The 13,213-nt window shown below is 70.1% G+C and carries 13 protein-coding genes and 1 pseudogene; 10 read left to right on the top strand and 4 right to left on the bottom strand.

Annotation, left to right across the window (positions count from 1 at the left end; genetic code table 11):
- The first annotated feature begins 81 nt into the window (after positions 1–81).
- The 3 genes from ACFO6S_RS17960 to ACFO6S_RS17950 all read left to right on the top strand — a co-directional run bounded on the left by ACFO6S_RS17960 (position 82) and on the right by ACFO6S_RS17950 (position 2,943).
- Positions 82–702, top strand: coding sequence for a hypothetical protein (locus ACFO6S_RS17960; RefSeq protein ID WP_378419306.1), 621 nt, complete (start codon positions 82–84; stop codon positions 700–702).
- A gap of 110 nt (positions 703–812) precedes the next feature.
- Positions 813–1,685, top strand: coding sequence for a PE-PPE domain-containing protein (locus ACFO6S_RS17955; RefSeq protein ID WP_378419304.1), 873 nt, complete (start codon positions 813–815; stop codon positions 1,683–1,685).
- A 115-nt stretch (positions 1,686–1,800) separates the two neighbouring features.
- Positions 1,801–2,943, top strand: a complete 1,143-nt coding sequence (locus ACFO6S_RS17950) for a GmrSD restriction endonuclease domain-containing protein (RefSeq protein WP_378419302.1) — start codon at positions 1,801–1,803, stop codon at positions 2,941–2,943.
- Here the strand turns inward: ACFO6S_RS17950 and ACFO6S_RS17945 are convergent.
- Positions 2,895–3,710 carry a helix-turn-helix domain-containing protein gene (locus tag ACFO6S_RS17945; RefSeq protein WP_378419300.1) on the bottom strand — a complete coding sequence of 272 codons (816 nt, stop codon included), beginning with the start codon at positions 3,708–3,710 and terminating at the stop codon, positions 2,895–2,897. The genes ACFO6S_RS17950 and ACFO6S_RS17945 overlap by 49 nt on opposite strands.
- Before the next feature lie 65 nt (positions 3,711–3,775).
- Between ACFO6S_RS17945 and ACFO6S_RS17940 the strand changes: the two genes are divergently transcribed.
- The 5 genes and pseudogenes from ACFO6S_RS17940 to ACFO6S_RS17920 all read left to right on the top strand — a co-directional run bounded on the left by ACFO6S_RS17940 (position 3,776) and on the right by ACFO6S_RS17920 (position 7,785).
- Positions 3,776–4,201: a hypothetical protein gene (locus ACFO6S_RS17940; RefSeq protein ID WP_378419298.1), complete on the top strand. Its 426-nt coding sequence runs from the start codon at positions 3,776–3,778 to the stop codon at positions 4,199–4,201.
- 43 nt (positions 4,202–4,244) lie between these two features.
- Positions 4,245–4,364: pseudogene (locus tag ACFO6S_RS17935) on the top strand (excalibur calcium-binding domain-containing protein); the annotation flags it as partial.
- 138 nt (positions 4,365–4,502) lie between these two features.
- Entirely contained in the window at positions 4,503–5,294 is a 792-nt protein-coding gene (locus tag ACFO6S_RS17930; protein ID WP_378419296.1) for a phosphatidylethanolamine N-methyltransferase family domain-containing protein, read from the top strand.
- A gap of 330 nt (positions 5,295–5,624) precedes the next feature.
- On the top strand, positions 5,625–6,803 hold the full coding sequence (locus ACFO6S_RS17925) for an acyl-CoA dehydrogenase family protein (RefSeq protein WP_378419293.1): 1,179 nt from the start codon (positions 5,625–5,627) through the stop codon (positions 6,801–6,803).
- Positions 6,804–6,963: 160 nt separating this feature from the next.
- The gene (locus ACFO6S_RS17920; RefSeq protein ID WP_378419291.1) at positions 6,964–7,785 is read left to right on the top strand and encodes an alpha/beta fold hydrolase; all 822 of its coding nucleotides are present in this window, start codon (positions 6,964–6,966) and stop codon (positions 7,783–7,785) included.
- Between the two features lie 17 nt (positions 7,786–7,802).
- Here the strand turns inward: ACFO6S_RS17920 and ACFO6S_RS17915 are convergent, their stop codons facing one another.
- Positions 7,803–8,072, bottom strand: coding sequence for a hypothetical protein (locus ACFO6S_RS17915; RefSeq protein ID WP_378419289.1), 270 nt, complete (start codon positions 8,070–8,072; stop codon positions 7,803–7,805).
- 176 nt (positions 8,073–8,248) lie between these two features.
- Here ACFO6S_RS17915 and ACFO6S_RS17910 point away from each other — a divergent pair, with 176 nt between their 5' ends.
- Positions 8,249–9,205: a pseudouridine synthase gene (locus ACFO6S_RS17910; protein ID WP_378419460.1), complete on the top strand. Its 957-nt coding sequence runs from the start codon at positions 8,249–8,251 to the stop codon at positions 9,203–9,205.
- A 41-nt stretch (positions 9,206–9,246) separates the two neighbouring features.
- Here ACFO6S_RS17910 and ACFO6S_RS17905 read toward each other — a convergent pair whose 3' ends face one another.
- On the bottom strand, positions 9,247–10,692 hold the full coding sequence (locus ACFO6S_RS17905) for a phytoene desaturase family protein (RefSeq protein ID WP_378419459.1): 1,446 nt from the start codon (positions 10,690–10,692) through the stop codon (positions 9,247–9,249).
- 10 nt (positions 10,693–10,702) lie between these two features.
- Positions 10,703–12,415 carry a DUF3556 domain-containing protein gene (locus ACFO6S_RS17900; protein ID WP_378419287.1) on the bottom strand — a complete coding sequence of 571 codons (1,713 nt, stop codon included), beginning with the start codon at positions 12,413–12,415 and terminating at the stop codon, positions 10,703–10,705.
- 165 nt (positions 12,416–12,580) lie between these two features.
- Here ACFO6S_RS17900 and ACFO6S_RS17895 point away from each other — a divergent pair, with 165 nt between their 5' ends.
- Positions 12,581–13,204: a TetR/AcrR family transcriptional regulator gene (locus ACFO6S_RS17895; RefSeq protein ID WP_378419285.1), complete on the top strand. Its 624-nt coding sequence runs from the start codon at positions 12,581–12,583 to the stop codon at positions 13,202–13,204.
- The last annotated feature ends 9 nt before the right edge of the window (positions 13,205–13,213 follow it).

Raw genomic sequence — 13,213 nt, 5'->3', positions numbered from 1 at the left:
CGGCCGAGGCGAGGATGGTGGATTGCACGGGGGTGACGGCGGCACCACCGGGGTGCCGCCCCGAGGCGAAGGGGGTGGACCGTGTACGCACGCTCTACCACTGTCCAGGCACATCCGTCGTTCATCGACGCCGGGATCAAACACGTGCGCGACACCGTGATGCCCGAGCTCGCCGACTACCAGGGCTGCGCGGGACTCTCGCTGCTCGTCGACCGCGACACCGGACGCTGCATCGCCACCAGTTCGTGGCTCGACGAGGACGCACTGCGGATGAGCGAGGGACCCGTTCGCCAACTCCGAGACAGCGCGGCGGAGATCTTCCACGGCACCACGCACGTCGAACGGTGGGAGATCGCCGTACTGCACCGCGACCACCATTCGAAGCAGGGGTCCTGTGTCCGGGTCGCGTGGCTCAAGGTCGCGCCGGGCACGATGACCCGGGCCATCGACGTGTACAAGATGGTCGCCTTGCCCGCGATGGAGGAACTCGAGGGGTTCTGCAGCGCCAGCATGATGGTCGACCAGGCCGCCGGTCACGCGGTGTCGTCGGTGACGTTCGACAGCCACGACGCGATGGACCGGAACCGGGAGGCTGCCGAGGCCGCGCGGGCCGCAGGCACCCGGGAGATGGGCGCCACCGTGATGGAGGTCTGCGAGTTCGAGCTCGCGATCGCGCACCTGAACGTGCCCGAGATGGTCTGACCGCGACGAAACGGTCACCGGCGCCGATTGCCAGGGTTCTCTCATTCGCCTCTGGCCGGATCCTCAGCCGCGACCGGCAGCATGGGCCCATGTCCCGACAGCATGGAGCCATGTCTCGGATAACCGTGCTCGCGGTCGGTGGCACCGGCGAGTCCCGCCCCGACGACCGCCGCACCGAGGTGTCCGGGCTGCTACGCGAGGTGACCGCCGCACTCGACGGGCGGTTCGACGCGCGGTGGGTCGGGTATCCGGCGTCGTACGGGCCGGTCGCGGTGGGCGGGCTGAGCTACCCGCGGAGCACCGAGGTTGGGGCGGCCAGGCTGCTCGACGCGATCGAGCGCGCCGACGGCCCGGTGATGCTGATCGGCTACTCACAGGGCTGCAGCGTCATTCGCGAGGTGCTCGGCCGGATTGCGGACGGTCGCGTCGGCGGCGGTTCCGTGCTGGCTGCGGGGCTGGTCTCGGACCCGCAGCAGCCCGACGGTGCGGTGCCGGGCTGTCGGGGGCGGGGCGTCGCCGGGCGCGGGCCTGCGGTTCCCGACCGCGTCCCGGTCCTGTGGATCGGGCACCCCGAGGACGTGATCTGCAACGCCAGCGACGACAGCCTCGTCCGCGACGTCGCCGACCTGACCCGGTGGATGTCCCTGCGCGACCCGCGAACCTGGCTGATCAGGACGTGGAAAATGCTTCGCCACAACAGTTTCCAGAACGCCACCAAGACCCGGGTGAGCCCGCGGCAGTGGCGTACCGACCTGCGCCGGTTGCGCACGGCGGGCCGCGAGGTGCTCGGCTACCTGCCCGCGCGCCTGACCTGGCGCGGCGTGCAGGTGGCCAATCGGCGGGGCGGACGCCACGTCGGGTACGCCGTCGAGCCGCTCGACGCGGGCGGACTGACGGGGTGCCAGGTGCTGGCGCAGTGGATCCAGGTGCAGGCCACCTTCGGCCGCCGGACGACGGAACGGGACCTGCTCCGGGCGGCCTGACGATCGGATGAAAGCCGCCGGGTTTGCGACCGGCTACCCGATCGACCTGATAGGGATACCGGGAGCACTGCGGGTGGCCCCGCGTCAGGACGACCACCCGAGGCGAGGACCCCCGTTGCACCGCCAGAACATCCCGTCGCCCGTTCCCGCCGTCGGCCCCACCCGCACCCGGACCCGCCTCGTCGCCTCGATCGTCGGGGCCGCCTGCGTTGCCGCGGCCCTCTCGGCCTGCACACCCGAGGAGGCCCCGCGGCCTGCGGCAACGGCGGAGGTCACCGAGGCGCCGGCGACGACGCGGACCAGCACGACCACCGCCGCCACGACGACGTACTCGACCGTCCCGACCGAACCCTCGCCCACCGCCGCGCCCCCGGAGACCGGTGCGGCCACCCCCGAGGCCGCCGCCGTCGCCCTGTCCGCGCTGGCCGCGCTGCCGGTCAAGGGCCGGGCCGCGAAGACCGGGTACGACCGGGCACTGTTCGGACAGACGTGGTCCGACGACGTGACCGTCGACGGTGGCCACAACGGCTGCGACACCCGCAACGACATCCTCCGCCGGGACCTCACCGGCGTCGCACTCAAGCCCGGGACCAGCGGCTGCACGGTACTGACCGGCACGCTCGCCGACGCCTACACCGGCACCGCGATCCCGTTCACCCGCGGCCAGGGCACCTCGACCGCGGTGCAGGTCGACCATGTGGTGGCTCTGTCCGATGCATGGCAGAAGGGTGCGCAACAACTCGACGAGCCGACCCTGCGCAACTTCGCCAACGACCCCCGGAACCTGCAGGCAGTCGACGGACCGACCAACCTCGCCAAGGGTGACGGCGACGCCGCCACCTGGCTGCCGCCGAACAAGGCCTACCGCTGCACGTACGTCGCACGGCAGGTCGAGGTAAAGGCTGCGTACGGCCTGTGGGTCACCGCGGCGGAACGGGACGCGATCGCACGGGTGCTCACGAGCTGCGGCGGCGGCGAGCCGGCTCCGGTGGTGCCCGCGGCGTCGGACGCGGACGACGACCGGGCGCGCCATCCGGCGCCGGTCCGGCTGGTGGACCCCGCACCGGCGCCCGCACCCGAGCCGGATCCGGAGCCCGCCGCCGTGCCCCAGGAGGTTCCTGCCGCCGAGCCCAGCACCCGCACGTACTACGCCAACTGCAGCGCCGTCCGAGCGGCAGGGGCGGACCCGATCTACGCGGGTCAGCCCGGCTACAGCGGCAAGCTCGACGGGGACGGCGACGGGGTGGCGTGCGAATGAGCTGAGGCCGATTGCCAGTTCGCGCCCTGGCCGCGCTTGCGAAATAGTGAGTCCAGGATGGTGATTCGCGCGCCGGCGCGGAGCAACTCACTGGCAGTGAGCCCGCACATGGCGTGGAAGGTGTCGCTGAAGTGTGAGGGGCTGGCGAATCCGGCGTCGACCGCGGCAGTGGTGAGATCGGCGCCTTTGCCGACTGCACGGCCGACGGCGAGCATGCGCGCCCAGACACGATATCGACGGAAGGTCGTGCCGGCGTGCTCGGTGAACAGATGCAGTAGCCGAGATTTCGACAGATGTACTTCGGCGGCGAGTTCGCCTGCGGTGATCGATCGAGTCGGGTGAGCGCGCACGATCGCGGTCGCGGCGGCAATCCTCGGATCGAGTGGGACCTGCGTCGGACCGCACGCGATGTCCATCACCTCAGCAGGGTCCATGTCTTCTTGGTCGGCGAGACGGATCAGCGCGGCTTCGCGGTGGTGGTGGACACCGAATTCGTGCACGCGCTCGCCCATCTGCTCCCAACAGGGGTGCGCGCGTGGCGATCCGGGGTCGATGTAGCAGAACAGCATTCGGGTCTCATGCGCGACTACTTGGTGGAGCGTGCGCGGGGGAATCAACGCGCTGCGAACTGTCCGCCGACCGAACGAATCGGCGTGCAGGATGAACGGGGCATCGACGCCCACGGCGAGGCAGTGCACCGACCCTGAATGCCGGTCGAGCCGCAGCGAAGGCCCGCGGTAGACGGCGTGGCCGATCCACAACCACACGTCCGTGCTCGTGGGTGCCGGGTAGCACGATTCTGGAAGCGGTCGCGTGCCCATGCCCGCCATGCTTGCACGACATCAACCGGGATGAACGAGGAAAGCGGGTCACTGTGCTGGGAGACAAGATCGCGGCGCTGCTACTGGTGGTTGTCGGAGTCGTCCACGTGCTTCCAGGTGTCGTCGCGCTTTCCCCGCGTCGAGCGCCGGCGGTTTACGGCATTACTCTCGACGACCCCGATCTGGTCCTGCTGCTCCGACATCGCGCGATTGTGCTTGCGCTCATCGGAGTGGGACTGATCATCGGGGCCTTCACACCCCCCGTCAGACCAGTGGTCGTCGGTGCCGCGCTGATCAGTCTGGTCAGCTTCATCGGCTTGACCGTGCGCGCCCGGCCGGGTGGCGTGAACGCCGAGACCCGGCGTGTCGCCTGGATCGATGTCGGCGCAGTCGGGCTGCTGGTCATCGCCTCGTGCCTCCTGGTGGTCGCCAACTGAACTCAACGGGCGCGCTTGCCCCGCACCACTCGAAAGGAACACCAGCACGTACTACGCCAACTGCAGCGCCGTCCGAGCGGCGGGGGCGGACCCGATCTACTCGGGTCAGCCCGGCTACAGCGGCAAGCTCGACGGGGACGGCGACGGGGTGGCGTGCGAATGAGCTGAGGCCGATTGCCGGTTCCGCACCCCCCGATTGTGATAGAACACGTTTCAGTTTTGTGCGGCACCGCGACTGCGATGCGCGCCGCCCTGACAACCGGGACCGGACACGCGCCGCACGCACGATGTGAGGACCAACATGAACTGGTACACCGGGAACACCGTCTACGACACCGTCCTGACCGTCGCGTTCGCGTTCGCCGCGTTCGTCATCGTCGGCGGCTTCTTCGCCCAGAGTTCGTACGGCCGCTTCAGCACCACCTCGCTCGGACTCAACCTGAACCCGAAGCTCGGGTGGTGGCTGATGGAGATCCCCGCGACGGTGGTGTTCGCCGTCTTCTTCCTGACCGGCCCGAACCGGTTCGAGCCCACCTCGCTCGTTCTCGCCGGAATCTGGCTGCTGCACTACGCGAACCGCGGCTGGTTCTTCCCGCTGTCGATCCGGCAGGTGCCAGGCAAGCGCGGCAGCTTCAACATCTCGGTGCTCGGCATGGGCATGCTGGTGACCTGCATGCACGGCTACCTCAACGGCGCGTTCTTCAGCCACGACTACCTGAACCAGTACAGCACCGAGTGGCTGACCGACCCGCGGTTCCTGGTCGGCGTCGTGATCTACCTGTGCGGCTTCGCGCTCATCCTCAGCTCCGAGTCGATCGTGCGGAACCTGCGGGACAAGGCGAACCCCGGCGCGACCGAGTACAAGGTGCCGTTCGGCGGCGGGTACCGGTTCGTCACCAGCCCGGCCTACCTCGGTGAGCTGATCGCCTGGGCCGGCTTCGCGTTGCTGACCTGGTCGCTGGCGGGCGTCGTCATCTTCCTGATCACCGCGGGCAACCTGATCCCCCGCGCCATCGCCACCCACAAGTGGTACCGCGAGAAGTTCGCCGACTACCCCGCCGAGCGCAAGGCGCTGGTCCCGTACCTCGTCTGACACCCACCGGCCGACGGCGCCACGACGGGTCGGCAACGGACCGACGGACACCGGATGAACAAAACTAGAACTCGTTACAATTATGGACCCGGGCCGTTCCGCGACACGACATCCGCCCGCGGCTCGAGATCCTGAGACGCGCCGCGACCCGCACCGAACCGGCCGTACGCCTGCCTGCAACAATCACCACCGGCGCGGCCGGAACCCGGAAGTGACGCAGCTCTCGGGAATGAACGGGACCGGCGGGTTCGGTTTACTTTCAATCCAGCGAAACATGTTCTAGTTTTGAGCAAGCAGCCAGATCAGATCATCTGCAGAGACGAGGAAGTCATGGGTCAGGTTCAGGAAAGCATCGCGCAGTACGCAGACGAGATCCGCGCCGAGGGCGTCGAGGGCGACAAGCTCATGCGCCTGTCGGACACCTCCGCCAAGCGGCTGCGTGAGTCCGGCGCCATCCGGATGCTGCAGCCGAAGAAGTACGGCGGCCTCGAGGTGCACCCGCGCGAGTTCGCCGAGACCGTCATGTCCGTCGCCGCGATGGACGGCGCCACCGGCTGGATCAACGGCATCGTCGGCGTCCACCCCTGGGAGATGGCGTTCTCCAGCGAGCAGCTGCAGGAAGACATCTGGGGCCAGGACAACGACACCTGGGTCGCCTCGCCGTACGCGCCGATGGGCGTCGCGAAGCCGGTCGACGGGGGCTACATCCTCAACGGCCGCTGGCAGTTCTCCTCCGGCACCGACCACTGCCAGTGGGTCGTGCTCGGCGCGCTGACCGGTGACGAGAACGGCAGGCCGCTGATGCCGCCGGTGCAGCTGCACGTGTACCTGCCCCGCGAGGACTACACCATCGTCGAGGACTCCTGGGACGTCATCGGCCTGCGCGGCACCGGCTCCAAGGACGTCATCGTCAAGGACGCCTTCATCCCGACGCACCGCACGATCAGCGCCACCGCCGTGATGGACGGCTCCGCCCAGCGCGAGTCCGGCCGCACCGAGACGCTCTACAAGATGCCGTTCTCGTGCATGTTCCCGCTCGGCATCACCTCCGCGGTGATCGGCATCGCCGAGGGCGCACTGGCCTGCCACATCGAGGCGCAGAAGACCCGCGTCGCGATCACCGGCACCAAGATCAAGGACGACCCGTACGTCCTCTACGCCATCGGCGAGGCGGCCGCGGAGATCGCGGCCTCGCGCGCGGCGATCCTCGAGACCGTGGACCGGTTCTGGGACATGACCGAGAAGGGCACGGAGATCGACTTCGAGGCCCGGGCCATCGGTCGTCGGACCCAGACCGCGGCGGCGTGGCGTGCGGTGCGTGCCGTGGACGAGATCTTCGCCCGGTCCGGCGGCAACGCCGCGCACTACAAGCACCCGATGCAGCGCTTCTTCCGGGACGCGCACGTGGGCATCGCGCACGCGATCCACGTGCCCGGTTCGATCTTCCACTCCTCGGCGCTGGCCCAGTTGGGCGGCGAGCCGCAGGGCATCCACCGGGCGATGATCTGATCCTCCCCCGGTAAACCGCCGACGCCCGTCGGCACCGAGAATGCCCCGCCGACGTGCGGGGCATTCTCGGTTTCACGGCGGTGCGGCCGCGGGCGCGAGCCCGCGACCGCACCTGGAACAGTGGATCCAGTTGCTCGAACCCCGACAAGGAGAACGCCCCATGACCGTCACCCTGTCCCGCATCTCGATCTCCCGCGGCAAGCTGTCCTCGTTCGAGGCGACGCCCGACGCCGGCACCGAGGTCAAGGGCACCGTCGTCATGGTCCCCGGCTTCACCGGGTCCCGGGAGGACTTCCTCCCGATGGCGCCGTTCGTCACCGCCGCCGGCTACCGACTGATCTCGTACTCGCAGCTCGGCCAGTACGACTCGGACGGGCCGGACGGACGCGACGCGGTCGGCGAGTACACGATCGCGAAGTTCGCCCTCGACCTCGCCGAGGTGCTCAACACGGTCGCGCCGGGCCAGAAGGTCCACCTGCTCGGCCACAGCTTCGGCGGTCTCGTCACCCGGGCCGCCGTGCTCAACGACCCGGCGCGCTTCCTGGACTACGTGATCCTCGACTCCCCGCCGAGTGGCGACAAGGTCGACGCGGCCACGTACCGGATCCCGGACCTGCTGTGGGCGGGCGGCAACGCGGCGCTGTGGACCGCGATGTTCGGGCCGATCGAGGAGATGTTCCCGGCGCCGGTCAAGGAGTTCCTGCACGCCCGCATCCTGGCCACGAAGACCGCGAACATGGCCGGCATCATCACCACGATGGGCGCCGAACCGGACCGCGTCACGGAGCTGGCCGCGACCGGACTACCGATCCTGGTCGCCGCAGGCGAGAACGACTTCATCCCGGTGGACATCCAGGCCGACGCCGCGGCGCGGCTCGGCGTGAAGTTCGAGGTCATCGCGGGGGCCGCGCACACGCCCAACGAGGAGAAGCCCGAGGAGCTGACGACGGTGCTCGTCGACTTCTGGGCCGGCAACGCCTGACGCCGTCACCCCTTCGGTCACACCCGCTGACGCGACCTGCCGAGCCAGAGTTGGCTGAGGCGGTAGACGCCGAAGGGGATCACCAGCAACACCACGGCGGCGACCACCACCGCGACCGCCGTGGGCAACCGGGTCAGCCAGCCGACGACGAAGGCCACCGCGCCGATCGCGTTGAGCGGGTTCAGGTCGACCCGCACGTTGTCGGGCTTCGAGAGCAGATCGAGCACGATCACCTGGATCTCGAAGGCGATCGCGGCGGCAACGATGCCGATCAGTCTGTGTGTCATTCAATCCTCAGCTTCGATAAGTCTCGGCCACCGGCTTCCACTGGTTCCTACCACTACGACCCGCGGGTCCCCGGCACGCGCGGCCCCCGTCCCTGCCCCGCGAGGCACCGCCCGCGTCTCGTCGCGGCCCGCGGCGCTGGGCAGGACACGGCCGGTGGGATGATGACCGCGTGCCGATGCCCTCACCGCTGCCCGTCCTGAACGGGGTCGGAGCGACGCGACTGCGCGTCCCGGCGTCCGGGCCGTGGGCGACGATCGCCGAGTACGTCGTCTCGAGGTTCGACCACCTCGGCGCCGACGAGCTGTACCGGCGGTTCGACGCCGGCGAGATCGTGGACGCCGACGGCCGCCCGATCGGCCGCGACACGGCGCTGGGCGAGCACCGTTTCGCCTGGTACTACCGCGACCTGCCGGCAGAGGACCCGGTGCCGTTCGAGGAGGAGATCCTGCACGTCGACGACGACCTCGTCGTGATCGACAAACCGCACTTCCTCCCGACCACCCCGAGCGGGCGCTACCTGCGCGAGTCGGCGCTCGTCCGGCTGCGGGTCCGCCTCGACAACCCGGACCTGGCGCCGATCCACCGGCTCGACCGCGGGACCGCGGGCCTGGTGATGTTCTCGGCCCGCCCCGCGACGCGCGGCGCGTACCAGTCGCTGTTCGAGAAGCGGCGGGTCGTGAAGGTCTACGAGGCGGTGTCGGCGCGGCCGCCCGGGTGGGACCCGGACGCACCGGCGCTCGCCGGCCGCGCCGTTCCCCTGGTCTACCGCAACCACATCGAGTCCCGACGCGGCGAGTTGCGGGTCACCGTCGACGGCGACCGTGAACCCAACACCGAGACGGCGATCGAGGTGCGCGGCGCGGGTGTGAGCGCCTCCGGGCGTGCCGTGCTGCACACGGTTCTGTGGCCGCACACCGGACGGATGCACCAGCTGCGGGTGCACCTGGCGGCACTCGGCGTCGGGATCCTCGGCGACCGGCGGTACCCCGACCTGCTGCCCGACGCACCGGACGACCACGCCCTGCCGCTCCAATTGCTCGCGCGGGAACTGGAATTCACCGATCCGCTGTCCGGGACGGCGCGGCGGTTCGGTACCCGCCGGACGTTGGCCGAGGCGCCCGCCGCGCGCTGAGCGGTCGGCGCGCGGAGGAAGCGGGTGCCGGATCGGGACCGTCAGTCGGCTCGGCGCCCGATCGGCTGCACCTCGACGCCCAGGCTGCGCAGCGCGCTCGCGGCGGCGCCGGCCCCGCACATGCCGTGCACCCCCGCGCCGGGCGGCGTGGAGGCCGAGCACAGGAACATGCCGTCGACCCCGGTCGCGTACGGGTCGAGCCCGAACCCCGGTCGCCCGACCATCTGGGGCGGCGTGTTCGCCCCTCCCCCGATGTCGCCCCCGACGTAGTTCACGTTGTAGCGCTCGTACTCCGCCGGCGAGGTGGCGTGCGCCGCGACGACCCGGCTGCGGAAGCCGGGTGCGTACGCCTCGATCTGGTCCAGCACGACCTCAGTCGCGTCCCCGTCGTAGCCGGACGGGACGTGCGCATACGCCCAGACCGGATGGACGCCCTCGACCGATCGGGTCGGGTCGGCCAGGTACTGCTGCCCGACGAGCACGAACGGTCGCTCCGGCATCCGGCCCGCGACGACTGCAGCCTCCGCGGCCGCCACCTCATCGGCGGTGCCGCCCAGGTGGACCGTGCCGGCGCGGCGCGCGGACTCGTTGGTCCACGGGATTCCCTCCCGCACGGCCAGGTCCACCTTGTAGGCGGCCGGGCCGAACTTGTAGGACCGGTACCGGCGCCTGCCTCGCCCCCCGAGCCGTTCGCCGAGGATCTCGGCGGCCGCCTGCGGGGTGGTGTCGAACAGCGTCACGTCGGCCGCAGGCAGATCGGCGAACGACCGGACCGGGGCGTTGCACTCGATCTCCCCGCCGCGCTCGCGCAGCACGGAGACCAGTGCCGACGTGATCGCCTGCGAGCCGCCCTCGGCGACCGGCCAGCCGTGACGATGCCCGGCCGCCACCAACATCACCCCCACCGACGCCGACATCGGCCGGTTCAGCGGCTGGAACAGGTGCGCCGCGCACCCCATGAACAGGGCCCGGGCCTGCGGTGTGCGGAAGGCCTTGGCCAGCACGGTGGCCGGGAGTCCGGCCCGGAATCCGAACCTGGCCAACGCGACCGGGTGCCGGGGCACCCGCAGGAGCGGACCGAGCACCTCGGGTGCAAGGGTGTCGAAGATGCGCGCCAGGGGCCCGAAGACCCGACGCCAGGCGTCCGCGTCCACACCCATTCCGGCGGCCGTGCGGTCGACGTCGCCGGCCAGCACACCGGCCGACCCGTCCGCCAGCGGATGGACGAGGTCGATCTCGGGCCACCGCCACCGCAGGCCGTGTTCGGCGAGCGGCAGGGTCGCCAGGTACGGCGAGGCGACCCCGAACGGGTGCACCGCGGAGCAGACGTCGTGCAGCAGTCCGGGCAGCGTCAGTTCGCCGGTGCGCGCGCCTCCCCCCGGGTTCTCGGCAGCCTCGAGCACGGTCACCTTCACTCCGTGCCCGGCCAGCCGGACGGCGGCGGCCAGCCCGTTCGGGCCGGAACCGACCACGACCGCGGTCCTCACGTTCGCCATGTCAGCGCGCCCGAGCGTCGCCGGTCACGGTCACCGGCATGTCGTCGGCCCACGGTTGCCGGTCGACCATGTCCGCGACCCGGACCGTGCCCCGCTCGAACTCGCCGGTGGCGGCGTCGAGCAGCCGGTAGGCCTGGGTCTGCCGGTGGATCGGCTGGGCGTCCAGGACCAGCACCCGCACCTCACCCGGTTCGAAGGCACACAGGTCCTGGAGCGTCTCGACGAGTTGCTCGGAGTGCAGGTGCCCGTCGCCGAAGTTCCAGCCGAGCACGACGCCGGCCACCGTCTCGCCGTCGAGTTCGACGTACTCCGTCGCGGGCCGGTCGGCCAGGAGCCGGGGCAGCAGGGCGGCGTGCGCGCGACCGTGCGTGTGGATCGCGCGGAACGCGAAGCCGGTGAGCCGCGTGGCCCGGGCCTCGTCCTCGCCGCCGTAGACCTTCTCCAACTGGCGGTGCGGCAGCATCGCGAAGCGGATCGTGCCGTCGGTCAGCTTCTGCTCGCCGCTGGGCGTCAGGCACCAGACGGTGGTGTCCCAGTTCCCGGCGTAGTACCGCATCCCGAGCAGGAAGCAGATCCGCTCCGGGAACAGGTTGCCGAGGATCACCAGGAGGAAGCTGACCGCCGGGATCAGCAGGACCGCGGGATGCACGAGGTCGCCGAGGCCCAGGGACGCCTTGTCCACGAACAGCGTCAGCACGGCGAAGATCATGAAGACGTTCCACTCGAGCGGCGTCCCCATCGGGATCGTCACGATGATGTGCAGGTGGAACAGGATCATCACGGTCGCAGCGACCGTGGTGACGGTGCCGCCGCCGGAGAGGATCAGCACGAGCGGGACGCCGAACTCGATCGCGGTGCCGCCGTGGGCGAGCAACTTCGAGAGCCCGGACGGGCGCAGGTCGTCGGGGTGCGACTTGGTGAAGAGGTGCTTGACGCGCTTCGTTCGCCACAGCGGGCTGTTCGCCTCCATCGCCTGCACCACCGACGGGAAGTGCACGTTGAGCTTCGAGACCGCCGCACCCCACCAGATGCACAGCAGGACGAACTTGGCGGCCACGATGGAGTCGGGGAACGGCACGAGGAAGGTCACGGCAATCGCGCCGTAGACCTCCGCACGGGCGGCCAGGAAGATGGTCCGGTCCCGCAGTCCGATGACCGCGAGCAGTCCCAGGACCACGGCCACCTTCTGCCATGGCAGCTGGACCGTCCCGTCCGCGGTCGCCGAGACCAACGCCCCCAGCAGCGAGACGAGCAGCGCGGCGTAGAGGACGATGTCGACCACGCCGCGCCGGTTCCCGGAGGTGAGCGGGACCCGCCCGGGCCACGGGGGCATCCGGATCGTTCCCCGGCGGAACCAGTAGAGGAACGAACCCAGCGGCGGCAGGAAGCGCAGGTTCAACGGCCCGAACCCGCAGCCCAGGCCGGTGACCTCGAAGAGGATGCACCAGAGCACCACCTTCTGCCACACGACCGGCAGTGCCCACCACTGGCCGACGTCGAGCAGTCCGTCCACGCCGGGTGTGGTCAACGCGAACGCTGCCGCGCCGAGGACGAACAGGGCGATCTTGAGGAGGTAGCCGACGTACACCACGTCGGGCGTCCCGAAACCTTGTGAGAGGTAGTTCTCCGAGAGGATGCGCATCTGGGTGGGACGCGGGCCGCGGCGCAACTCGCCGAAGTCGATGTCCGGTTCCACCGGTAGCAGGAATCCCATGGGTCCTCCGTAGCGTGCACACCGTTCCGACACGACGTCGCGCCGGTTGGCCGGGCCTCCGCACGGCCGGTCATGGTGGAGAACGTAGCGCTTTGTAGACACTTCGACACAAGTGTTTACAAGAAGAGTTCTCCGAACTTTTCGACGCCCTATGATCGAGCGGCCATGAAACCCGCCTCCAGCGTCGTGCGCGACCGCATCCTGGACGCCGCCGAACTCTGTCTGGCGCGCGACGGGATCCGCCGCACCACCGTCCGCGCCGTCGCCAAGGAAGCCGACCTCAGCCGCGCCTACCTGTACCGGTTCTTCACCGACAAGGCGACGCTGCTCTCGGCAGCGCTGATCCGCCGGGGCGCGGACTTCTGGGAGGACGCGGCCGATCGGATCGCGCGACAGGACAGCGTGTCCGGCATGCTGGCCGAGGCGGTCGTGCTGTCGAGGCAGAATCCCTTGGGGCCGTTGGCCGTTGAACTGGCCGCCCGGGAACCCCACGAGTACGCGGAGATCATGAGCACGTACTCCCAGGACGTGGTCGCCCAGCTGTCCGACTTCTGGGCGGACCGGCTGTGTGACGCCCAGCGACGCGGTCTGGCCCGCGAGGACCTCGACCTGCCCGGGGCGGCGGAATGGCTGGTCCGGATGCTCGTCTCCCTGGTGGGGACGCCGGGATCGGCGGTCGACGTGGACGATCGGGAGGCCCTGTCGGCCTACCTGCAGACGTTCCTCGGTCCGGCGTTCAGCCCAGTGTCGGGCGGAACACCTACCGCCACCCCGTCACCGCAGGGCTAAACTTTTCAA

The sequence above is a fragment of the Rhodococcus kronopolitis genome, assembly GCF_042654025.1.
GTDB lineage: Bacteria > Actinomycetota > Actinomycetes > Mycobacteriales > Mycobacteriaceae > Rhodococcus_G > Rhodococcus_G kronopolitis.
The sequence above is the reverse complement of the archived record's forward strand: the minus strand, read 5'-3'. Positions and strand labels throughout refer to the sequence as shown.

Bases quoted from the DNA above. Each gene is read 5' to 3' on its own strand.
- ACFO6S_RS17955 (WP_378419304.1), top strand. From the start codon at position 813: ATGTCTCGGATAACCGTGCTCGCGGTCGGTGGCACCGGCGAGTCCCGC.
- ACFO6S_RS17930 (WP_378419296.1), top strand. From the start codon at position 4,503: ATGAACTGGTACACCGGGAACACCGTCTACGACACCGTCCTGACCGTC.
- ACFO6S_RS17925 (WP_378419293.1), top strand. From the start codon at position 5,625: ATGGGTCAGGTTCAGGAAAGCATCGCGCAGTACGCAGACGAGATCCGC.
- ACFO6S_RS17920 (WP_378419291.1), top strand. From the start codon at position 6,964: ATGACCGTCACCCTGTCCCGCATCTCGATCTCCCGCGGCAAGCTGTCC.
- ACFO6S_RS17915 (WP_378419289.1), bottom strand. From the start codon at position 8,072: ATGACACACAGACTGATCGGCATCGTTGCCGCCGCGATCGCCTTCGAG.
- ACFO6S_RS17910 (WP_378419460.1), top strand. From the start codon at position 8,249: ATGCCCTCACCGCTGCCCGTCCTGAACGGGGTCGGAGCGACGCGACTG.
- ACFO6S_RS17900 (WP_378419287.1), bottom strand. From the start codon at position 12,415: ATGGGATTCCTGCTACCGGTGGAACCGGACATCGACTTCGGCGAGTTG.
- ACFO6S_RS17895 (WP_378419285.1), top strand. From the start codon at position 12,581: ATGAAACCCGCCTCCAGCGTCGTGCGCGACCGCATCCTGGACGCCGCC.